Source organism: Enterobacter sp. BIDMC 26 (assembly GCF_000534435.1).
GTDB classification, from domain to species: domain Bacteria; phylum Pseudomonadota; class Gammaproteobacteria; order Enterobacterales; family Enterobacteriaceae; genus Enterobacter; species Enterobacter ludwigii.
On record NZ_KI973182.1, the window covers coordinates 1,012,642 to 1,034,992 of the forward strand.

At 55.3% G+C, this 22,351-nt stretch carries 21 protein-coding genes; 10 read left to right on the top strand and 11 right to left on the bottom strand.

Going from position 1 to position 22,351, the window contains the following annotated elements; all coding sequences use genetic code 11:
* Positions 1-95: 95 nt before the first annotated feature.
* Positions 96-1,376, bottom strand: coding sequence for a YeaH/YhbH family protein (locus L462_RS18470; RefSeq protein WP_032677948.1), 1,281 nt, complete (start codon positions 1,374-1,376; stop codon positions 96-98).
* 99 nt (positions 1,377-1,475) lie between these two features.
* Complete coding sequence (gene yeaG, locus L462_RS18465) at positions 1,476-3,410, bottom strand: protein kinase YeaG (protein WP_014169637.1); 1,935 nt, start codon at positions 3,408-3,410, stop codon at positions 1,476-1,478.
* A 432-nt stretch (positions 3,411-3,842) separates the two neighbouring features.
* Between yeaG and L462_RS18460 the strand changes: the two genes are divergently transcribed.
* Both L462_RS18460 and L462_RS18455 read left to right on the top strand, forming a co-directional pair.
* Positions 3,843-4,592 (top strand): MipA/OmpV family protein, encoded by a 750-nt coding sequence (locus tag L462_RS18460; protein WP_014169638.1) that lies wholly within the window; start codon positions 3,843-3,845, stop codon positions 4,590-4,592.
* Between the two features lie 91 nt (positions 4,593-4,683).
* Positions 4,684-5,538: an aldo/keto reductase gene (locus L462_RS18455; protein ID WP_032677949.1), complete on the top strand. Its 855-nt coding sequence runs from the start codon at positions 4,684-4,686 to the stop codon at positions 5,536-5,538.
* Positions 5,539-5,585: 47 nt separating this feature from the next.
* Here L462_RS18455 and L462_RS18450 read toward each other — a convergent pair whose 3' ends face one another.
* Positions 5,586-6,470, bottom strand: a complete 885-nt coding sequence (locus L462_RS18450) for a D-hexose-6-phosphate mutarotase (RefSeq protein WP_032677951.1) — start codon at positions 6,468-6,470, stop codon at positions 5,586-5,588.
* A gap of 74 nt (positions 6,471-6,544) precedes the next feature.
* The gene (gene gapA, locus L462_RS18445) at positions 6,545-7,540 is read right to left on the bottom strand and encodes a glyceraldehyde-3-phosphate dehydrogenase (protein ID WP_020884442.1); all 996 of its coding nucleotides are present in this window, start codon (positions 7,538-7,540) and stop codon (positions 6,545-6,547) included.
* 341 nt (positions 7,541-7,881) lie between these two features.
* Between gapA and msrB the strand changes: the two genes are divergently transcribed.
* The gene (msrB, locus tag L462_RS18440; RefSeq protein ID WP_020884441.1) at positions 7,882-8,295 is read left to right on the top strand and encodes a peptide-methionine (R)-S-oxide reductase MsrB; all 414 of its coding nucleotides are present in this window, start codon (positions 7,882-7,884) and stop codon (positions 8,293-8,295) included.
* A 56-nt stretch (positions 8,296-8,351) separates the two neighbouring features.
* Positions 8,352-8,615, top strand: a complete 264-nt coding sequence (locus L462_RS18435; protein ID WP_153852331.1) for a YeaC family protein — start codon at positions 8,352-8,354, stop codon at positions 8,613-8,615.
* A gap of 55 nt (positions 8,616-8,670) precedes the next feature.
* Here L462_RS18435 and L462_RS18430 read toward each other — a convergent pair whose 3' ends face one another.
* The 4 genes from L462_RS18430 to sppA all read right to left on the bottom strand — a co-directional run bounded on the left by L462_RS18430 (position 8,671) and on the right by sppA (position 13,688).
* The gene (locus tag L462_RS18430) at positions 8,671-9,930 is read right to left on the bottom strand and encodes a chitinase ChiD (protein WP_032677952.1); all 1,260 of its coding nucleotides are present in this window, start codon (positions 9,928-9,930) and stop codon (positions 8,671-8,673) included.
* A 170-nt stretch (positions 9,931-10,100) separates the two neighbouring features.
* Positions 10,101-10,742 carry a bifunctional nicotinamidase/pyrazinamidase gene (gene pncA / locus L462_RS18425; RefSeq protein WP_032677954.1) on the bottom strand — a complete coding sequence of 214 codons (642 nt, stop codon included), beginning with the start codon at positions 10,740-10,742 and terminating at the stop codon, positions 10,101-10,103.
* Positions 10,743-10,751: 9 nt separating this feature from the next.
* Positions 10,752-11,768, bottom strand: a complete 1,017-nt coding sequence (ansA, locus tag L462_RS18420; RefSeq protein ID WP_020884438.1) for an asparaginase — start codon at positions 11,766-11,768, stop codon at positions 10,752-10,754.
* A 63-nt stretch (positions 11,769-11,831) separates the two neighbouring features.
* Positions 11,832-13,688: a signal peptide peptidase SppA gene (gene sppA / locus L462_RS18415; RefSeq protein ID WP_014169647.1), complete on the bottom strand. Its 1,857-nt coding sequence runs from the start codon at positions 13,686-13,688 to the stop codon at positions 11,832-11,834.
* Positions 13,689-13,855: 167 nt separating this feature from the next.
* On the opposite strand from sppA, the gene L462_RS18410 reads away from it, so the two are divergent.
* The 3 genes from L462_RS18410 (at position 13,856) to L462_RS18400 (ending at position 17,479) form a co-directional block, all read left to right on the top strand.
* Positions 13,856-14,407 (top strand): NAD(P)H nitroreductase, encoded by a 552-nt coding sequence (locus L462_RS18410; RefSeq protein ID WP_014169648.1) that lies wholly within the window; start codon positions 13,856-13,858, stop codon positions 14,405-14,407.
* Positions 14,408-14,523: 116 nt separating this feature from the next.
* A complete protein-coding gene (gene selD / locus L462_RS18405; RefSeq protein WP_020884436.1) occupies positions 14,524-15,567 on the top strand; it encodes a selenide, water dikinase SelD in 1,044 nt (347 codons plus the stop codon).
* Positions 15,568-15,571: 4 nt separating this feature from the next.
* Positions 15,572-17,479: a DNA topoisomerase III gene (locus tag L462_RS18400; RefSeq protein WP_020884435.1), complete on the top strand. Its 1,908-nt coding sequence runs from the start codon at positions 15,572-15,574 to the stop codon at positions 17,477-17,479.
* A 49-nt stretch (positions 17,480-17,528) separates the two neighbouring features.
* Here L462_RS18400 and gdhA read toward each other — a convergent pair whose 3' ends face one another.
* Positions 17,529-18,872 carry an NADP-specific glutamate dehydrogenase gene (gdhA, locus tag L462_RS18395; RefSeq protein ID WP_032677955.1) on the bottom strand — a complete coding sequence of 448 codons (1,344 nt, stop codon included), beginning with the start codon at positions 18,870-18,872 and terminating at the stop codon, positions 17,529-17,531.
* A 228-nt stretch (positions 18,873-19,100) separates the two neighbouring features.
* Here gdhA and L462_RS18390 point away from each other — a divergent pair, with 228 nt between their 5' ends.
* Positions 19,101-19,373 (top strand): YnjH family protein, encoded by a 273-nt coding sequence (locus L462_RS18390; protein ID WP_032677956.1) that lies wholly within the window; start codon positions 19,101-19,103, stop codon positions 19,371-19,373.
* Here the strand turns inward: L462_RS18390 and L462_RS18385 are convergent.
* Complete coding sequence (locus L462_RS18385; protein ID WP_025204417.1) at positions 19,333-19,749, bottom strand: pyrimidine (deoxy)nucleoside triphosphate diphosphatase; 417 nt, start codon at positions 19,747-19,749, stop codon at positions 19,333-19,335. The genes L462_RS18390 and L462_RS18385 overlap by 41 nt on opposite strands.
* A 75-nt stretch (positions 19,750-19,824) precedes the next feature.
* On the opposite strand from L462_RS18385, the gene L462_RS18380 reads away from it, so the two are divergent.
* Both L462_RS18380 and L462_RS18375 read left to right on the top strand, forming a co-directional pair.
* Positions 19,825-20,394 carry a carboxymuconolactone decarboxylase family protein gene (locus L462_RS18380; RefSeq protein WP_032677957.1) on the top strand — a complete coding sequence of 190 codons (570 nt, stop codon included), beginning with the start codon at positions 19,825-19,827 and terminating at the stop codon, positions 20,392-20,394.
* Positions 20,387-21,004, top strand: coding sequence for a CDP-alcohol phosphatidyltransferase family protein (locus L462_RS18375; protein WP_032677958.1), 618 nt, complete (start codon positions 20,387-20,389; stop codon positions 21,002-21,004). Before L462_RS18380 ends, L462_RS18375 begins: the two co-directional genes overlap by 8 nt.
* Here the strand turns inward: L462_RS18375 and L462_RS18370 are convergent.
* The gene (locus L462_RS18370; protein ID WP_032677959.1) at positions 21,001-22,308 is read right to left on the bottom strand and encodes a sulfurtransferase; all 1,308 of its coding nucleotides are present in this window, start codon (positions 22,306-22,308) and stop codon (positions 21,001-21,003) included. The genes L462_RS18375 and L462_RS18370 overlap by 4 nt on opposite strands.
* Positions 22,309-22,351: the final 43 nt, after the last annotated feature.

The window sequence follows — 22,351 nt, forward strand, 5'->3', positions numbered from 1 at the left end:
AGGTATTAAATAATCCGCTTGCCCTTTACAGGCAAATTACCCTGAAAGCCAAAAGATCAGCCAGTTAGTATAAATAACTGGCTGATTAATGATGATTAACTTGTTGTTGAACTTTGTTTATGGAACAGTTCCCTGAACACCGGATAGATATCATCCTGATCGCGGATATGCTGCATGGCAAAGTTATCGAACATCGATTGCAGATGTTCATACTCACGCCACAGCGTCTGGTGAGCACGGCGGGTAATTTCGATATAGCTGTAGTAACGCACCACCGGCAGAATTTTCTTCGCCAGAATATCGTGACACAGCGGGGAGTCATCTGCCCAGTTATCGCCATCTGATGCCTGCGCGGCATAGATGTTCCACTGCGCCGGGTCGTAACGCTCTTTCACCACTTCATCCATCAGTTTCAGAGCGCTCGACACGATGGTGCCACCGGTCTCCTGCGAGTAGAAGAACTCATGTTCATCCACCTCTTTCGCCTGAGTGTGGTGGCGAATATAGACCACTTCCACGTTCTTATAGGTTCTGCTCAGGAACAGATAGAGCAGGATATAAAAACGCTTCGCCATATCCTTGGTGGCCTGGTCCATCGAGCCGGAGACATCCATCAGACAGAACATGACCGCCTGGCTCGACGGTTCGGGGCGTTTTTCGTAATTTTTGTAGCGCAGGTCGAAGGTGTCGATAAACGGTACCCGGTCTATTTTAGCCCGGAGTTCGGCTATATCTTTGCGCAGGCGTTCCTCTTCCAGCAGTTGCGCCGGTTCCGTATTTTCCACCACCTTCAGGCTGCTCTCCAGCTCGCGGAGTTCGCGCCGTTTACCTGCCGTCATGGCCGTGCGTCGCGCCAGAGAGTTCTGCAGCGAACGGACCACGCTGATGTTGGCGGGCACGCCGTTTGCGGTATATCCCGCGCGATGGGTTTTGTACTCGTTAAGCTGACGATGCTGGTTCTTTTTCAGATTCGGCAGCGCCAGATCCTCAAACAGCAGGTCGAGATACTCATCTTTTGAAATCTGGAAGACAAACTCATCCTGTCCTTCACCGTCCTGGCTGGCCTGTCCCTGACCGCTTCCTGAACCGCCCCCGCCGCCTTGCGGGCGCTCGATTCTGTCGTTCTGCACGAAGTGGTCATTACCTGGGTGTACGCGATGGCGAAGGCCGCCACGTCCCTGATGAAACATCGGTTCGCTGATGTCATCGGTGGGGATGGAGACAGATTCGCCGCTGTCGACGTCGGTCACCGAGCGTTTGTTGATGGCCTCGGAGATCGACTGTTTAATTTGCGCTTTATAACGGCGCAAGAAGCGCTGGCGATTTACCGTGCTCTTGTTTTTGCCGTTAAGACGACGGTCAATAAACCAGGTCATATATCCCCCGTACTGCATTTGCCAACTTGCAGTGTCCGGACGAGCCGGACATTTTTGTAGCCCGGCAGGCGTATGCGCTACCGGGCACTTGTACTTGTATTAAGACGATTTACGTACGCGCAGATACCATTCGCAGAGCAGGCGAACCTGTTTGCGGGTGTAGCCTTTCTCCATCATACGGTCGACAAAATCGTCGTGCTTTTTCTGCTCATCGGTTGACGTTTTGGTGTTAAACGAAATCACCGGCAACAGCTCTTCGGTATTGGAGAACATTTTCTTCTCGATTACCGTGCGCAGTTTCTCGTAGCTGGTCCAGTTCGGATTACGTCCGTTGTTATGCGCTCTGGCGCGCAGGACGAAGTTCACAATCTCGTTACGGAAGTCTTTCGGGTTACTGATCCCGGCCGGCTTCTCGATTTTTTCCAGCTCTGCGTTCAGGGATTCCCGGTCGAACAGCTGGCCGGTATCCGGGTCGCGGTACTCCTGATCCTGGATCCAGAAGTCAGCATAGGTGACATAACGGTCAAAAATGTTCTGCCCGTACTCTGAATAAGACTCCAGGTAGGCGGTCTGGATCTCTTTGCCGATGAACTCCGCATATTTCGGGATCAGGTAGCCTTTCAGGAACTCAAGGTAGCGTTCAGCCTGTTCCTGCGGGAACTGCTCGCGTTCAATTTGCTGCTCCAGCACGTAGAACAGATGAACCGGGTTGGCCGCCACTTCCGCATGGTCGAAGTTAAACACGCGGGAGAGGATCTTAAAGGCGAAACGCGTGGACAGACCGTTCATCCCTTCGTCCACACCGGCGTAGTCGCGGTACTCCTGATAAGACTTCGCTTTCGGGTCGGTATCTTTCAGGCTTTCCCCGTCATACACGCGCATTTTCGAGTAGATGCTGGAGTTTTCCGGCTCTTTCAGGCGCGAGAGAATGGAGAAGCGCGACAGCGTTTCCAGGGTGCCTGGTGCGCAAGGTGCGTGTACCAGCTCACTGTGGTTAAGCAGTTTCTCGTAAATTTTGATCTCTTCGGAGATCCGCAGGCAATAAGGCACTTTGACGATGTAGACACGGTCAAGGAACGCCTCATTGTTTTTGTTATTACGGAAGGAGACCCACTCAGATTCGTTCGAGTGCGCGAGGATAATGCCGTTAAACGGCAGGGCGGAAATACCTTCCGTACCGTTGTAGTTGCCTTCCTGGGTGGCCGTCAGCAGCGGATGCAGCACTTTAATTGGTGCTTTAAACATCTCGACGAACTCCATAATCCCCTGGTTAGCGCGGCACAGCGCACCCGAGTAACCGTAGGCATCCGGGTCGTTTTGCGCGTAGTTTTCCAGCTTACGAATATCGACTTTACCCACCAGAGCGGAGATATCCTGGTTGTTCTCATCCCCCGGTTCAGTTTTGGCGATAGCAATCTGTTCCAGAATGGATGGCCACACCTTGACGACGCGGAATTTGGTGATATCGCCACCAAACTCGTGCAGGCGTTTTGCCGCCCAAGGCGACATGATGGTGCCAAGATAGCGCCGCGGAATACCAAACTCTTTATCCAGAATTTGCGCATCTTCCTGCGGATTAAACAGGCACAGCGGATGGTCATTCACCGGGCTGCGTTCACCGTTAGCGCTCAGCACATAGATAGGGACGCGCTGCATCAGTGATTTCAGACGTTCAGCCAGTGATGATTTACCCCCACCCACAGGGCCGAGTAAATAAAGGATCTGTTTCTTCTCTTCCAGACCCTGGGCGGCATGCTTCAGGTAGGAGACAATCTGTTCGATGGCATCTTCCATACCATAGAACTCTTCAAACGCCGGGTATCGGGCGACCACCCGATTCGAAAAGAGACGGGAAAGCCGAGGTTCCAGGGCAGTATCAACCATGTTTGGCTCACCAATAGCCATTAATAGCCGTTCTGCCGCATTGGCATAGGCACTGCGATCTTGCCGACAAATGGTAAGAAACTCCTGCAGTGTGAACTCTTCGTCCTTGGCAGCTTCATAACGCTGGCGATAGTGATCGAATATATTCATGGCATGCCGTCCTTTCGTTTTTTAGCACAGGATAAGAGCCGTTCGTATGAGTAGTGGAGGCTCCCGGAAGAGAATCTCTCGCACCTCACTGCCAGAGCAGCAACCTGTGTGCCAGGTCAGACGCTAAGAACCGCAGGGTGTTCAGAAAAAACTCTTCTTAATTTAAAGCGTAGATGGCATTTGCAAAACTTGCATGCCGATAAAATCTAATTTCAATGACATATCAATAACTCATCCAAAAATTTCCCCTGCTGTTTTAGGGTAAAAGCACGTTTTTCATTCAGTAGTCATATAAATGAAAGCAGGCTGTCACCTGAAAAGTTGAAAATAACGGGTTAATCAGACTGATTAGCAGGCAAAAAATTTTGGGATGTACGACAATGGCGGTTAAACTTCTCTCGCTGATTATTTGACTACAGGAAAGAATGGATTGTGACCAAACTCAAACTTCTGGCATTGGGCGTACTTGCCGCAACCGCTGTTAGCACCGCACAGGCGGCGGAAAGTCAGTGGACTGTTGGCGCGGGCGTTGGCGTGATTAACAGCCCATACAAACAGTATGATCGTGATGTTTATCCAGTTCCGGTTGTCACCTATGAAGGCGATAACTTCTGGTTCCGCGGTCTGGGCGGTGGCTACTATCTCTGGAATGATACGGCCGACAAGCTCTCCATCATGGCTTACTACGATCCGACGCACTTCAAGCCGGGTGACAGCGACAGCCATGCGCTTCGCCAGCTCGACAAGCGTAAGAGCACCATGATGGCGGGACTCTCTTATGTGCATAACACCGAATATGGCTTCCTGCGTACCGCGCTTGCGGGGGATACGCTGGATAACAGCAACGGTTTTATCTGGGATCTGGCCTGGCTCTATCGCTACACCAACGGTGCGTTAACGCTAACCCCGGGTATCGGTGTGCAATATAACAGTGAGAACTACAACGACTACTACTATGGTGTTTCTAAGAACGAATCCCGTCGTAGCGGTCTGAAGAGCTACAGTGCGGACGACGGCTGGGATCCGTACCTTGAGCTGACGGCGAGCTATAACTTCCTCGGTGACTGGAACGTCTACGGTACCGGGCGCTATGAGCGTCTGAGCGATGAAGTGAAAGACAGCCCGATGGTTGATAAGTCCTGGGCGGGCATATTCTCAGTCGGTGTGTCCTACAAGTTCTGATTGTGCATTAAAACAGTGCAATCATTGCATCAAAACGGGGCGCTTGCGCCCCGTTTGCATTGGTGTGGTGCAACGAAAAAGAGGGGGTGATATGAGCGTAAAAACCGTGACCTTTACCGCAGGGCGTCCACTTCCGGCTATTGGACAGGGTACCTGGTATATGGGAGAAAAAGCCAGCCAGCGTAAATCCGAAGTGAATGCACTACGGGCGGGCATTGATCTGGGGTTAACGTTAATTGATACCGCTGAAATGTATGCCGAAGGCGGAGCGGAAGAGGTGGTCGGGGAGGCCATTAAGGGCCTGCGCGACAACGTTTTTCTGGTATCAAAAGTCTACCCGTGGAACGCTGGCGGTCAGAAAGGCCAGGCGGCGTGTGATGCCAGTCTGCGACGTCTCGGGACAGACCATATCGATCTCTACCTTCTGCACTGGCGCGGTAATTATGGCCTGGATGAAACCATTACGCTGATGGAAAGACTCCAGCAGCAGGGAAAAATTGGCCGCTGGGGCGTCTCAAACCTGGATTATGAAGATATGCAGGCGCTGTGGCGTGAAGAGGGCGGTTCCGCCTGTGCCACTAATCAGGTGCTTTATCATCTGGCGTCACGGGGAATTGAATTTGATCTGCTTCCCTGGTGTCAGCAACAGGCGATGCCGGTGATGGCTTACTGCCCGCTGGCTCAGGCCGGGCGCCTGCGTTCGGGGCTGATGAACCATCCGGTCGTGAATGCCATCGCGCATAACCACCGCGCCACTGCCGCCCAAGTTCTGCTGGCGTGGGTTATCCGCCATCAGGGTGTTATTGCCATACCAAAAGCGGCCTCAATTGAGCATGTTAACGCCAACGCTGGAGCGCTGGAGATAACCCTCACCGCGGAAGAACGTCACAAACTGGATAATGCTTTCCCGCCACCCACCCATAAACGCCCGCTGGATGTCGTTTAATCCTGACGCATGCCCCTCTCCTTTACAGGAAGAGGGGCGGTAGCGTATTAGCGCTTCACAATACTGATTGTCTGCCCTAAGCGAGACGGTTTTTCTTCGCTGGTTCTTTGTGGCGCAGTGACGCACGCCGTTTCCACACAGACGAAGGTTTTGTAACCGTCATCAGGCACGTCGGCCATACTGACAGAAAGTGCCGGGCCTGGGTTCCAGCCCACCACGTTGCTGTGATGGTGGTGTACCACTTCGATACCACGGTTCAGGGCGCTGTCGTGGATCACGTTGCACGCTTCCGGATGCAGGTAAACGCGGTCAGTACGATCCGGGAACGTCTGAATGCCGTCGCTCAGTTTTCCTTCTTTCGCGTTATCCACTTTGTCGATAAAGGTATCGCCAAGGCCGCTCACCTTCACGGCACTGATGTCACCAACGTTGAAATAGGTGTGCAGGGCGGAGGTGGTTTCAAATTCACCGTGCGCTTCCAGTTCGATTTCGCAGGTTTTGCCCAGCTTGAAGCGTGCGTACAGGGTGAAATCGTGCGGCCACAGGGCACGGGTTTCCTCATTCGCCTGCAGCTCAAAGGTCAGTACCGCACCGTTATCGTCTTCATTGTGCGCTTTCAGCGTCCACTGCTGGTTACGGGCAAAACCGTGAGAAGGCAGGCCTTTCTCAGCGGAAGGACCAAACCATGGCCAGCAAATAGGCACGCCGCCGCGAATCGCATCCCCTTTTTTAAAGGAGGTCGCGTCGCTCAGCCACAGTGCTTCCGTTTCGCCTTCAGGTTTCCAGGAGAGCAGGTGTGCGCCGTTCAGCGCCACGGAGGCTTTTACGCGCGGGTGGTCAACGACGATGATATCCGCACCATCAATCTGGCGGCGGGAGAGCACAGGGGTAAGTTGTTCGACTACCGGAAGTGCAAAAATTTTATTAATCATTAAGCAATCCTCTGTCTAAAAACAATAAAAAAGGCGACCGAAGTCGCCTTTTTGGATCAAGAACTCATCTCAACTTATTTGGAGATGTGAGCGATCAGGTCCAGTACTTTGTTAGAGTAGCCGGTTTCGTTGTCGTACCAGGAAACCAGTTTCACGAAGTTGTCGTTCAGTGCGATACCTGCTTTAGCATCGAACACGGAAGTGCACACTTCGCCGTTGAAATCGGTAGATACAACGTCGTCTTCGGTGTAGCCCAGAACGCCTTTCATTGCGCCTTCGGAAGCAGCTTTGATTGCTTTCTTAATTTCTTCATAAGAAGCAGCTTTTTCCAGACGAACGGTCAGGTCAACAACGGATACGTTAGGAGTTGGAACGCGGAACGCCATACCAGTCAGTTTGCCATTCAGTTCTGGCAGTACTTTACCTACAGCTTTAGCTGCACCGGTAGAGGATGGGATGATGTTCTGAGCCGCGCCACGGCCGCCACGCCAGTCTTTGTGAGACGGGCCGTCAACAGTTTTCTGAGTCGCGGTGGTCGCGTGAACGGTAGTCATCAGACCTTCGACGATGCCGAAGTTGTCGTTGATTACTTTAGCCAGCGGTGCCAGGCAGTTGGTGGTGCAGGATGCGTTAGAAACGATGTCCTGGCCAGCGTAAGTTTCGAAGTTTGCACCACGAACGAACATTGGGGTGTTGTCTTTAGAAGGACCGGTCAGAACAACTTTTTTCGCACCCGCGGTGATGTGTTTACGCGCAGTTTCGTCGGTCAGGAAGATACCGGTAGCTTCAGCTACAACATCAACACCGATTTCGTTCCATTTCAGGTTAGCTGGGTCTTTCTCAGCAGTAACGCGGATGGTTTTGCCATTAACAACCAGGTGGCCGTCTTTCACTTCAACGGTGCCGTCGAAACGACCGTGAGTTGAGTCGTACTTCAGCATGTACGCCATGTATTCAGCGTCCAGGAGATCGTTGATACCAACGATTTCGATGTCAGAACGTTTCTGAGCAGCACGGAAAACAATACGGCCGATACGGCCAAAACCGTTGATACCTACTTTGATAGTCATATATTCCACCAGCTATTTGTTAGTGAATAAAAGGTTGCCTGTAAAATTACAAAAACCTTACGCAGCGTCAAGCGGAATCGTGTCAATCATTGCGACAAATCAATCCTGTGACTAACGTTTGTGCGACTGACTCGCCTCACTTTCCCTTTGAGCTAGCAACCACATGGGGGCTGCGCGCGGCATTTTAAAGTCCTCGCAGGATAAAAATGTGAACATGATCACAATTGCCTGACCGCCTTTTCGCGACACATAAGTTTAGAACAAAAGTGCACGCAAGGGTGTTAATGTTTTGTTAGAATCCGGGTTAAAAGGTGTCTGTTTCTACAGCGAGATGTAAGCATATGTCGAACCAACGTAACCCTGACGATTTGAAAAAAAACCTCACCGAAATGCAGTTTTACGTGACGCAAAATCACGGAACCGAACCGCCTTTTACCGGCCGTTTACTGCACAACAAACGCGACGGTGTCTACCACTGTCTGGTATGTGACGCCCCGTTGTTCAATTCCCAAACGAAGTTCGATTCTGGCTGTGGCTGGCCAAGCTTTTATGAGCCGGTCAGCGACGATGCGATCCGCTACCTGAGCGACACGTCGCACGGCATGGTGCGAACTGAAATTCGTTGCGGAACCTGTGACGCCCACCTTGGACACGTCTTCCCGGATGGCCCTCAACCGACGGGTGAGCGTTTCTGTGTGAATTCAGCGTCGATGAGCTTCACCGATGATGAAAACGGTGACCAGATCAAAGGTTGAAAAAACGATTCAGCAAATTATTCCTTTGAAAGGGAGAGATCGTGAATATTGATGACATGATTAGCGGTATGACGCCGGAGGTGTATCAGCGCCTGGTGACTGCTGTTGAACTGGGAAAATGGCCGGACGGTGTCGCGCTCACGCCGGAGCAAAAAGAGAACAGTCTGCAACTGGTGATGCTCTGGCAGGCGCGTAACAATACCGACGCGCAACACATGACTATCGACACTCAAGGCCAGATGGTGATGAAGAGCAAGCGCGAGCTGAAAGAGGACTTTGGTATCACGCCAAAGCCGATCGCGACGATAAAAATGCAGTAACGGTGGGGCGGCAGTCCTGCCAGCGCCCTCTCTCTGGAGAGAGGGCGTGCTTGCCTTACTCTTTGGGTTTAATTCCCAGCGACTCCGCCAGCTGTTTCGCTAACTGGTTATTGTCATCCGCGCCGTACTCCCAGAACATCGCCCCGGCGAGACCTTTCTCCTTGATGTAATCCGCTTTGATGGCGACGGAACGCGGGTTCTCATAGGAAAGGGCAAACAGCGCCTTGCCGTCCGCCGCATTCACTGAAAGCCACGGCACTTGCGCCCGTTCGTCCCAGTGTTCGGTAAAACGCTTCTGCGGATCGTTTAAGAGCTTTTTCACAATATCGTTGTACTTCACATACGTATCTTTGGTCAGGTCGTAACCCAGTGACGCGAATAAGCCGGTTTCCTGAGGCCCAAAGTAGGGCTGGGTCACCGGATGGTTTTGCGCATCGGGTTTTGTCCAGTCAATACCGGGCTCCACGGCGCGTTTCGGCACGCGGCCGTAAAAACCAATCCCGAGGTTCATCTGCTGCGGCTTCAGCCCGGCCGCCAGATAATTGTTCACCACAAAATCCACGCTGTATTTGTCTGCGGCGGCCACCGTTGGCCAGTCGCTGGAGTCATACAGATTGGCGTTGAAATACTGCGTGCCATACGCCATGTCGTAGGTCATCAGGTTGATGTAGTCGAGCAGCGGGGCAATGGCCTTCACATCCACCCAGCTTTTCGGACTTTCTGCATTTGCTCCCACCGCGATGGTGACCAGCTTTTTATACCCGAAGGCGGCGCGCAATTCTTTCAGCAGTGCGGTGAAGTTATCGCGATCGGCTGGCGTGCTGGCCACCAGTCCCCATGCGCCATTTACCGGGTATTCCCAGTCAAGATCGATGCCGTCGAGTGCATATTTTTCGACAATCTCCTGAGCCGAGCGGATAAACACCGCACGGCTCTCTTGGGTCGCGGCTGCGCCGGAGAAGCCACGCGCACCCCATCCGCCCACGGACAGCAGCACTTTCAGGTTTGGATTTTGCTTACGCAGCGTCGGGATTAGCGCCAGATCGGCGGCGACTTTTGGCGACAGCCAGATCTGATGAAGTTTCGCCGGATCTTTCAGCGCAGTATGGGTTTCGTCTTTCTCATCGTTATAGACCAGACCAAATGAGTAGTTCAGGTGGGTAATCTGACGAACGTCGAGCGTATTGATATCACCACCGGGACCGGCGGTGACATCGCCACCGCCATTAAAATATCCCACAGACATCAGGGGCGTGGCGGAAGCAACTGACGCGCAAAGCAGGGGTAATGCTGCCAGCAAAGGCAAACGTTTCATACAAGTTCCTCTTTGACTTAACAAAAATAACCACGCCACGGAAAAGGCGTGGCGAAAAAACAGCCTGAAGAGAATAGCATTGCCGCTTCGCTGGTGATGCGAGGGAGTTCACTTTATGGGGAATGAGACGGGGCGTGCCGGGCAGCACTGGGGCTTGCCCGGCGAGAAGGTCAGGCGTGCGTTTCCAGCCAGTCTTCCAGGGTATACAGGGTGGCGCCTTCCGCGGCCATATCCATAAACGCCTGTGCGCTGTCATGCGCCTGAATGTTCACCCCACGACAGCCGTCGGTGATGACGCTGACGGTATAGCCTAGCTGGAGGGCGTCCAGCACGGTGAACTTCACGCAGTAATCCGTCGCCAGACCCAGCACAATCAGTTCGGTGATTTCGTGATGGCGTAACCACCCGTCCAGCGCCGTTTTCTGGCGATGTCCGTTATCAAAGAAGGCGCTGTAGCTGTCAATAGACGGGTTTTCCCCTTTATGAAACACCGCGTCGATGGCCTTCTGATTCAGCAGCGGATGCAGCTGCGCACCTTCCGTCTGTTGCACGCAGTGATCCGGCCAGAAGGTTTGTGCCAGGCCGTCAAGTTCACCCTGCGTGAAGGGCTCAACGCCGTGCTGGCTGGCAAAACTGCCGTGGTCAGCCGGGTGCCAGTCCTGGCTTGCGACAACCGCCTCACCCCGCGTTTTGCACCACTCAATCAGCGTATTCGCCACGTCTACGGTGCTGTCACCTTCAGCGACGGCCAGTGCGCCGCCCGCACAGAAATCATTTTGCAAATCGACCAGTAACAGGGCGCGTTGCGTCATGGTGTCTCCTTATTCGTCCGGCGTCAGTTCGCCGCGCAGGTTTTGCATCATCGCGCTGCGGATGGACTGAATGTCCAGATCCTGACTCAGTAAATAGTGAAGTTTAGTCAGCGTAGCTTCAACGGTCATATCGAATCCGCTGATAACGCCTGCATGCGCGAGGGCGTTACCGGTGGCGTAACCGCCCATGTTGACTTTACCGGACATGCATTGCGTCAGGTTAACCACCACGATCCCGCGCTCGCTCGCTTCCTGCAGCTCTTTCAGGAACTCGCCGTTCTGCGGGGCATTGCCCACGCCGTAAGAGCGCAGGATCAGCGCTTTCACCGGCTGGCGCAGGAAGTTACGCACCACATCTGCAGAGATACCCGGGTAAATCGTTACCACGCCAATCGGTTGCGGCGTGATCGGATGAACAATCAGTTCGCCCGCCGTGCTCGGCGCAGGCGGGGTGCCCAGACGACGAATATGGATGCCCGCCTCCAGCAGCGGCTGCAGGTTCGGTGAGGCGAAAGCGTCAAAGCCATCGGCGTGCGCCTTCGTGGTCCGGTTGCCGCGATACAGTCGGTTGTTGAAGAACAGCGACACTTCGTTAATCGGGTAATTCGCTGCCACATACAGGGAGTTGAGCAGGTTGATCTGCCCGTCAGAACGCAGCTCCGCCAGCGGAATTTGCGAGCCGGTGACGATGACGGGTTTGCCCAGATTCTCCAGCATGAAGGAGAGTGCCGAGGCGGTAAACGCCATCGTGTCGGTACCATGCAGGATCACAAAGCCGTCGTACTGGTCGTAATGGGCTTTAATGTCGTCCGCGATATGCTGCCAGTCTTCCGGCGTCATATCGGAGGAGTCCATCAGCGGCTCGTATTCGTGAATGGTGAAGTCAGGCATTTCAGGACGGTGGAATTCAGGCATCAGCGCGAGCTGGCGCTGAAGGTGGCCGGAGACCGGGATATAGCCGTTTTCAGAGCGCTGCATACCGATGGTACCGCCAGTGTAGGCTACATAAATCGATTTCTTCTGCATGGTAGTGAGTTCTTGTTCTTCAAAAGAAAAAAATCCCCTCTTCACGGGAAGAGGGGACGGTGTTTAACGGACGTTTGCACAGGTCAGACAAAACGCGTAACGGCTTTGTGGATCGTTAAAGGCCGCCAGTTTGTCGCTTTCCGCTTTCATCGCTTTAGCCGCCGTCGCGACTGGCGCAGGCAGATACGCCTGCAGCGCCTCAGGCAGCATGGCACGCACGGAGCCGGACATGCTGTTCATCACCAGGTCAAAGAACGACGGCTCGTCCTGGTAATACTCAACATGCCACTGCTTGAGCTTCGCCAGTTCGGCGGCTTTCTTCACCGCGTCATCAAAGTCGCCCAGGCTGTCTACCAGACCATTATTCTTCGCATCCTGGCCGGTCCAGACGTGGCCCTGCGCAATGTCGTCGATCTGTTGCGGTGTCTTTTTACGGGACTCTGCCACCAGCGTAATAAAGCGCTTGTAGCCGTTCTCGATACTGAGCTGCATCATCTCAGAGACTTCAGGCGGCAGCGATTTGGTGACCGACACATCCGCCAGCGGTGAAGTGGCAACGCCATCGGTATGGACGCCCAGATAATCCAGGCTGTTTTCCACGGTGTTAATCACCCCAAAGATGCCAATCGAGCCGGTCAGCGTGCTCGGGTTGGCGACGATGTAGTTAGCCGGGGTTGAAATCCAGTAACCGCCCGAGGCCGCCATTCCACCCATCGACACCACTACCGGCTTGCCGGCTGCACGTGCCGCGGCAAGTTCAGCGCGGATCACTTCAGAAGCGCTGACGCTGCCGCCAGGGCTGTTTACGCGCAGTACAATCGCCTTCACTTTCGGATCAAGGCGAGCATCGCGGATTTGCGATGCGGTGGTATCGCCGCCCACGTTACCCGGCGTTTCCTCGCCGTCCATGATGGCACCATTAGCAAAGACCACCGCGACGCTGTCACCGCTGTCATCCGGCTTTTTGGTCGCATAATCGTACATGCTGATGGCGCTGAAGTTTTTATCCTCTTTGCTCCAGCCAAACTGTTTGCTCAGTGATTTTTCGATATCCGCGCTGGTGCCCAGCGCATCGACCAGTTTGTTATCCAGCGCATATTTTGCGGTATCACCATCAACCTTGCGCAGGCCTTCCAGCACGCCCTGCGCGCCAGGGAACACCTGTTCAGCGGTTATCTGGCGGTTAGCGGCTACGGTGCTCAGATAGTTCTGCCACAGCTCACCAATCCAGCGGCTGTCCGCTTCACGGGCCGCAGGGGACATATCATCACGAATAAACGGCTCCACGGCGGATTTATAGGTTCCGACGCGGAAGACGTGGGTGGTGACTTTCAGTTTGTCGAGCAGCGATTTGTAATACAGACCGTTAGTGGCGAAGCCATGCAGATCGACCGTACCCTGCGGGGAGAGCCAGATTTTATTGGCGAAGCTGGCCAGATAATACTGCCCCTGGCTGTAGCTGTCCCCGACCGCAATCACCGGCTTGCCGCTGTCACGGAATTCGCGCAGCGCTTTACCAATGTATTGCATCGAAGGCTGGTCGCCGCCGGCAAAATCTTTCAGATCCAGCACGATGCCGGTAATGTTGCGGTCGTCTTTTGCCTGACGAATGGTGTCGACGATATCGAACAGGGAGTTTTCCTGAAGACGGTCTGATGTCGCGCCAAACAGCTGACGGCCAATAACGCCCAGACGATTGCTGGTGGACGGCTTATCGACGATGACGCCCGTGATATCAAGTAACAGCGCCCCGCGAGTCGAATGTTGCGCCTGATTTGCGTTGCTGATATGCATCCAGACGCCTGCGCAAACCAGAACCAGGAGGATGAAGAAGATATTCATCACCAGGTTGCGGACGAAGTTGAGCAGTCGCCACGTCCATTTAAAGAAACCGGCAATGATTCGCCAAAGGGTTCGCATGTATTCTCCCTAACCAGAAAATGACTGTTTCCGTCGCCACGGGACGGCAATGTGCGGTTATCGTAATGACCCAACCGTCACTTGTCAGCAGGAATCGCCTGCTACGCTGTAACAAAATCTGCCGCCGTGTTAATTTTGTGAGTAAATTTCAAGAAAGGAGTTAACCAATGGACGCACTTGAACTGCTTGTTAACCGCCGTAGCGCTTCACGTCTCACCGAGCCGGCGCCGGCAGGGGAGCAACTGGAGAATATTCTGCGTGCCGGCCTGCGTGCACCGGATCATGGTACGCTGCAGCCATGGCACTTCTTTGTGATTGAAGGTGAAGGCCGCGATCGTTTCAGTCAGATACTGGAGCAGGGGGCGGTTGCCGCAGGTCAGGATGAGAAGGGTATTGAGAAAGCCCGCAGTGCGCCATTCCGTGCGCCGATGATCATCGCTGTCGTGGCGAAATGTCAGGCCGACCACAAAGTGCCGGTCTGGGAGCAGGAAATGTCTGCCGGCTGTGCCGTCATGGCAATGCAAATGGCCGCCGTGGCGCAAGGGTTTAACGGTATCTGGCGCACAGGGCCGCTGACCAACAGCCAGCCGGTTCGCGACGGATTCGCTTGTGGTGAACATGATAAAATTGTCGGCTTCCTCTATCTCGGCACGCCTCAGCTTAAAGCCTCCGCCACCATTAATGTGCCGGACACCACGCCTTTCGTCAGCCGTTTCTGATAACGCGCGCTAAACTGTCTGGATTCTGAGCATCTGCCGCAGAATTCAGACAGTCATACTTACCTCTTTATGGAATGAGCGCTACCATAGCGCGATTGAGATGACAGGAGACGTCCATGAGCGAGCAAACCATTCGTTTAACGCAATACAGCCACGGAGCCGGTTGCGGTTGTAAAATTTCCCCGAAAGTGCTGGAGACCATTCTCCACAGTGAACAGGCGAAGTTTGTCGACCCGAACCTGCTTGTCGGTAACGAAACGCGTGACGATGCGGCAGTTTATGACCTGGGTAACGGCACCAGCATTATCAGTACCACCGACTTCTTTATGCCGATTGTCGACAACCCGTTCGATTTCGGGCGTATTGCGGCCACCAACGCCATCAGCGATATTTTCGCCATGGGGGGCAAACCGATTATGGCGATTGCCATTCTGGGCTGGCCGATTAACACCCTTGCCCCTGAAATTGCCCGTGAGGTGATTGAAGGGGGACGTTTTGCCTGCCAGCAGGCGGGGATCGCGCTGGCCGGGGGTCATTCTATCGATGCGCCGGAGCCAATCTTCGGTCTCGCGGTCACGGGCGTGGTGCCCACCGAGCGCGTGAAACGCAACAGCACCGCGCAGGCGGGCTGCAAGCTGTTCCTCACCAAACCGCTGGGCATTGGTGTCCTCACTACTGCGGAGAAAAAATCGCTGCTGAAGCCGGAACACCAGGGGCTGGCAACCGAGGTCATGTGCCAGATGAACCTCGCGGGTGCGGCCTTTGCGAATATCGACGGCGTGAAAGCCATGACCGACGTGACCGGTTTTGGCCTTCTCGGACACCTCTCCGAAGTGTGTCAGGGCGCGGGCGTACAGGCGCAGGTCTGGTATCAGGACGTGCCGAAGCTGCCGGGTGTGGAGGAGTACATTGCAGCGGGCGCCGTTCCGGGCGGTACCCAGCGTAACTTTGCCAGCTATGGTCATCTGATGGGCGAAATGCCTGAAGCGTGGCGCAATCTGCTGTGCGATCCACAAACGTCCGGTGGTTTGCTGCTGGCGGTCACGCCAGACGCTGAAGCCGACGTCCAGGCGACGGCCGCAGAGTTTGGTATTACCCTGACGGCGATCGGTGAACTGGTGACCGCGCGCGGTGGCCGACCGATGATTGAGATCCGTTAATTCAATGCGGTTGTTTATTGCCGAAAAGCCGAGCCTGGCCCGTGCCATTGCCGATGTGCTGCCGAAGCCGCATCGCAAGGGCGACGGCTTTATCGAATGCGGTAACGGGCAGGTGGTCACCTGGTGTATAGGTCACCTGCTTGAGCAGGCGCAGCCGGATGTCTACGACAGCCGCTATGCCCGCTGGAACCTCAATGACCTGCCCATCGTCCCTGAAAAATGGCGCCTGCAGCCACGGCCTTCCGTCACCAAACAGCTCAACGTGATTAAACGTTTTTTGCATGACGCGACGGAAGTCATCCACGCAGGTGACCCGGACAGGGAAGGGCAACTGCTGGTGGATGAGGTGCTGGACTATCTGGAGCTGGCGCCGGAAAAACGCCAGCAGGTCCAGCGCTGCCTGATTAACGACCTCAATCCGCAGGCCGTGGAGCGGGCCATTTCACGTCTGCGCGCGAACAGCGAGTTTATTCCGCTGTGCGTTTCCGCGCTGGCCCGCGCTCGAGCGGACTGGCTTTACGGGATCAACATGACCCGCGCCTACACCATCCTGGGGCGTAATGCCGGTTATCAGGGCGTCCTCTCCGTCGGGCGTGTGCAAACGCCGGTGCTGGGGCTGGTGGTGCGTCGTGACGAAGAGATTGAGAATTTCGTCGCCAAAGATTTCTTTGAGGTTAAAGCGCATATCGTCACGCCGAAAGACGAGCGCTTTACCGCCGTCTGGCAGCCAAGCGATGCCTGCGAATCGTATCAGGATGAAGAGGGGCGGTTGCTGCACCGTCCGCTGGCGGAGCACGTGGTCAACCGGATTACCGGTCAGCCTGCTATTGTCACCAGCTATAACGATAAACGGGAATCAGAACCCGCGCCGCTGCCGTTCTCGCTTTCCGCGCTGCAGATTGAAGCGGCGAAACGCTTCGGTCTGAGCGCGCAGAACGTCCTTGATATCTGCCAGAAGCTCTACGAAACCCACAAACTCATTACCTATCCGCGTTCTGACAGCCGGTATCTGCCGGAAGAGCACTTTGCCGGCCGTCACTCGGTGATGAACGCCATTGCCGTTCACGCGCCGGATCTGCTGCCGCAACCGGTTGTGAATCCGGACATTCATAACCGCTGCTGGGATGATAAAAAGGTGGATGCCCACCATGCGATTATCCCGACGGCGCGCGCCAGCAACGTTAACCTCACGGAAAACGAAGCGAAGGTGTATAACCTGGTGGCTCGTCAGTACCTGATGCAGTTCTGCCCGGACGCCGTGTTCCGCAAATGCGTGATTGAGCTGGAAATTGCCAAGGGGAAATTTATCGCCAAGGCGCGTTTCCTGGCGGAGGCTGGCTGGCGCACGCTGCTTGGCAACAAAGAGCGTGACGAAGAGAATGACGGCACGCCGCTGCCGGTGGTCGCCAAAGATGACGAACTGCTGTGTGAGAAAGGCGAAGTGGTTGAACGCCAGACCCAACCGCCGCGCCACTTCACCGATGCGACACTGCTCTCGGCAATGACCGGGATCGCCCGTTTTGTTCAGGATAAGGATCTGAAGAAGATCTTGCGTGCTACCGACGGACTGGGCACGGAAGCGACCCGTGCGGGCATTATCGAGCTGCTGTTTAAGCGCGGTTTTCTGGAGAAAAAAGGGCGCTATATCCACTCGACTGAACCGGGGCGCGCATTGATCCACTCGCTGCCTGAGCTGGCCGCAAGGCCGGACATGACGGCACACTGGGAATCTGTGCTGACGCAAATCAGTGAAAAGCAGTGTCGCTATCAGGATTTTATGCAGCCGCTGGTGGGGACCTTGTACGAGCTGATTAACCAGGCGCGTAATACGCCGGTGAAGCAGTTCCGGGGGATGGTTGCACCGGGTGGTGCGCCGAAGAAACCGTTCAAAAAGAAAAAAAGCGCAGCCTGATGTGCTTTCGGCTGTTGCCCTCTCCCGACGGGAAAGGGCGACAGCGTGCTTAGATAACCCCTTGCCCAATCATCGCATCCGCGACCTTCACGAACCCGGCGATATTTGCGCCACGCACGTAGTTGGTTTGCGATGCCTCACCGCCGTACTCGACGCAGGCGTGGTGAATATCCAGCATAATGTGGTGCAGACGCGCATCCACTTTCTCTGCCTTCCAGCCGAGGCGCGCGGCGTTTTGCGCCATCTCCAGGCCAGAGGTCGCCACGCCACCGGCGTTCGCGGCTTTGCCCGGCGCAAACAGCACGCCAGCCTCAAGGAACAGATCGGTCGCTTCGATGGTGGTTGGCATATTCGCCCCTTCGGCCACGGCCTTCACGCCGTTGGTAATCAGGGTGCGTGCGGCCTCGGTATCCAGTTCGTTCTGGGTCGCACATGGCAGGGCGATATCGACCGGCACGCCCCACGGCTGTTTGCCTTCGAGCCAGGTCAGACCAAATTCACGGGCATAATCCGCCAGACGGCCGTCGCGGCTGGCTTTAATGTCGCACAGGCGTGCCAGCTTCTCGGCCGTAAAACCGGCTTCATCCACCACGGTACCGCGTGAATCTGACGCGGTAACCACGCGGGCACCAAACTGCATTGCTTTCTCAATGGCGTACTGGGCCACGTTACCGGAGCCGGACACCGCCACGCGCATACCTTCAAACCCTAAGCCGTGGCGCTTCAGCATCGCCTCGGTAAAATAGACCAGCCCGTAGCCGGTGGCTTCCGGACGGATCAGGCTGCCGCCAAAGGAGAGCCCTTTGCCCGTAAAGACACAGGCGCTATTATTCGAAAGCTTTTTCATCATGCCGGCCATGAAGCCCACTTCACGCGCACCGACGCCGATATCGCCCGCCGGAACGTCAGTATCGGGACCAAGATGACGATAGAGTTCGGTCATCAGCGCCTGACAGAAACGCATCACTTCGCCTTCGCTTTTGCCTTTCGGATCGAAATCACTGCCGCCTTTCCCGCCGCCCATTGGCAGGGTCGTAAGGGCGTTTTTAAACGTCTGCTCAAAGCCGAGGAATTTTAAAATCGACAGATTCACGGAAGGATGGAAACGCATCCCGCCCTTAAACGGGCCGATGGCGGAATTAAACTGCACGCGCCACGCGCGGTTAACCTGGACCTGATTACGGTCATCTACCCAGGTCACGCGAAACTGGATCACGCGCTCCGGCTCCACGAGGCGCTCAAGCAGTGACATCTGGCGATAACGCGGGTTTTCTTCAAGGAACGGCCACAACGTGGTCATGACTTCACGTACGGCCTGCGCAAACTCACTTTGATGCGGGTCGCGCTGTTGAACATAAGAGAGGAAAGCTTCCAGAGAGCGTGTCTGATCCATAGATATAAGAACCCCTTATATTATTTTATGTATATTGCTTATACGAATTGTGTTGTTTTTTTGACTATACCATCCGTACCGCTTTGTGAAGCAAGCAGAAATGCATGCCGAAAGGGAAATTAATCAGCGGGGCTGCGTCATAACCAAAAGCGATGACGAGATAAATTAAAGGTTCTGCGCCGGATTACCGTTATAGTCTTTATCAGGGCACAACAGGAAGATAAGTCTATGAACCGTTACGTGATAACCGCGTTATGTTTGATGTTTACCGCAGGCGCGCAGGCAGACCGCATTCGCCCGGATGTGGACGTGAATGTGCCGCCGGAGGTGTTCAGCTCCAGCGGCCAGCGAGCGCAGCCGTGTAACCAGTGCTGCATCTATCAGGATCAGAACTATTCGGAAGGGGCAGTGGTAAAAGCGGACGGCATTCTGTTGCAGTGCCAGCGTGATGAACGCACCATTAGCACGAATCCGCTGGTCTGGCGTCGCGTAAAACAATAAACGCCTCCAGCAGCGGGATGTCCGCAGGCGCTAAGTTGAAACCAAATGCGTCTTCGGGCGTACACCACACCAGCGCACTGTGGTAATGCGCCGTCAGCGCGCCGCTGAACGCCGGAACGTGCCAGGCGTGAAGGTTGATTAACCGCTGTGACACCTCGCGCTGATGGCTTGCCACATACTCACCAGGCTGCGCGTGGATGCCGAGCTCTTCGTGCAACTCGCGGACAAGCGCCTCGGGCTGCGTCTCACCGGCTTCTACTTTTCCGCCTGCGAATTCCCACATGCCCGGCTGGTCGGCATGAGCCGGGCGCTGGGCCAGTAAAATTTTGTTGTCTTTTTCGATGATTGCCGCAACGACATCGACTGTTTTTAGCATGGTCGTCAATACTTGTTAGCGAAAAACACCATATTATCGTGCCCTTTCTAAGAGTCCAGCCATCAGGAGAATCAGGTGAAAGAGACGTCCACCTGGGTAGATCCCATCGCCACCCTTCCGGTCAGCATAAAACCGATTGCCGCCATGCAGAAAAAACACTTTGGTGCCGTGCTTAACCCCACGCGCTGGTGGGGAAGGATGCCACGTCTTTTCTGGCTGGTGGCATTGTTCGTCGGTTTTCTCGAACGTCGTCACGCGCGCCTGTCGCCGGTGCTTCGTTCGCTGTTAATGACCCGGGTATCGCAGCTTTGTCACTGCGCTTTTTGTATCGATGCCAACAGTTTGCGCCTGGCGGAGCGCTCGGGCGCATTGGATAAGGTTCAGGCCGTCAACGCGTGGCGTGATTCCGCTCTTTTTAGCGAAGAGGAGCGTGCGGCGCTGGCCTATGCCGAGGCTGTCACCGCGACGCCGCCCCGTGTGGATGACGAAATCAAAAGTGAGATCACACGCCATTTCAGCGAGGACGCGATCGCCGAAATGACGGCGCTGATTGCGTTTCAGAATCTCTCTGCACGCTTTAATGCCGCGCTGGACATCCCGGCGCAGGGGTTATGTGCCACGTTTAAAGAGGATCCCCATGCTTGATCGTCATCTGCACCCGCGGATTAAACCCACGCTCAACCGACTGGTGTCAGTACTGGATAAGCCGGGGATCACGCCTGACGGATTAACCCTGACCGGGTTTGCCATAGGCGTGCTGGCCTTACCGTTTCTGGCCCTCGGCTGGTATCCGGCGGCGCTCGTCGCCATCGTGCTGAATCGCCTGCTGGATGGTCTGGACGGTGCGCTGGCGCGCCGGCGCGGGCTGACGGATGCGGGAGGCTTTCTTGATATCGCCCTCGATTTTCTGTTTTACGCGCTGGTTCCCTTCGGATTCGCGCTGGCGGCCCCCGCAGAGAATGCGCTTGCCGCTGGCTGGCTGTTGTTTGCCTTTATCGGTACCGGGAGCAGTTTTCTGGCATTTGCCGCGCTGGCAGCGAAACACAACATCGACAACCCTGGCTACGCGCATAAGTCGTTTTACTATATTGGTGGGTTAACGGAGGGGACGGAGACGATCGCGCTGTTTGTGCTGTGCTGCCTCTTTCCGGCGCACTTCAGCGTGCTGGCGTGGATATTTGGCGCGTTGTGCTGGCTGACCACCACAACGCGCATCTGGAGCGGGTATGTGACGCTGAAGTCACTTACCCGTTAGCGTGAACTTTCTGGCCCACGTTTTCCGCTTGAGACGGGGTTCTGTGGATGACTGCTCCACTCGTACCAGCCGCCGTCATAGACGGCGACATTTTTCCAGCCCATCGCCCGTGCGTACATAAACGTCTCGGACGCACGCCAGCCGGTGCCGCAGTAAAACGCGACGTGCTGTTCCGGCAGGATGTTCCAGGTTTTCCACATGGCGGTGATGTCGTCAGCGCTGCGCATGGTGCCATCCGGATTATGGAAATCTTCCATATGGGTGGCGTCGCTACCGGCATGCCCCCAGCGGGCACCGGCAATCTCACCTTTTGGCTTGATGTAGCTGTAGCCGCTGGTTTCGCCGATGAACTCCGGCCAGGAACGAATGCTGACCAGCGACGCGTCCTGGCGATGCAGCATCCCGCGTGCTTGCGCCATATCCACCATCAACTGCGGCTGGCCGGGGATCGGTGCACCAAAATCGGGGGCGGGCTTCACGTCTTTGGGCATTCCCCGTTCAACCGGCAGACCCGCGTCAGACCAGGCTTTCCAGCCGCCATCAAGAATGCGGACGTCCTTCACGCCCGCATACAGCATGATCTGCGCCACGCGGGCGGCGGCATATACGTCACGGCCATACAAAATGACGGTCGTATCGTGACGGATCCCGTGCTTCGCCAGCATCGCTTTTAGCGTGTCGTCAGAAACTTTATTCCACAGCGGTTCGCTTTCCACTTCGTTGGTATCAATGTAGCCGGCACCGGGAATATGGTTCAGCAGATAAAACTTCGGCGCGCCCCATGCGGCTTCAATGACTTTCCAGTCGCCCGTCGGCGCGGCAGTGACGGGTTTACCCTGCTGAAGCTGGTGGATCCACTCCGGGTAGACGAGTTGTTCAAAGTGCGGCAAACGCTGCAGACGCTCAGGTACTTGCAGGGCATCGTTGAGCACGGAAATCTGGTGGTAACCGGCTTTTTCCAGCCGCGCTTTGACCGCCTGATTATCGGCGTCGCGACCGTAGAGCGCGATCGTCATGGCCGGCGTAAGCTGGTGCTGTCTGGCCCAGACGGCAATCTGGTCATCGCTCATCGCGCCAAGCCAGGTGGCGGAAAGGTTAAGTGCGGCGGGCTCATGCCCGGAGGGCGCGCTCAGCGTTTGCGGCCAGCCGTTGTAAAACGCGCTGGCGCGGGTGTCGATCACCGCGCCGTGTTGTGCCTGAAGTTGAGACAGCGTCATGGCGTGCGGCATATCAGCAGCCAGAGAGGAAAATGAAGCGAGGCCGCACAGCATGGCCAGCGCGGTCAGTTGAGAAACACGTTTCATCGAATAACCTGACGTCAGTAAAAGAGGGGGGCATTGTCGTCTC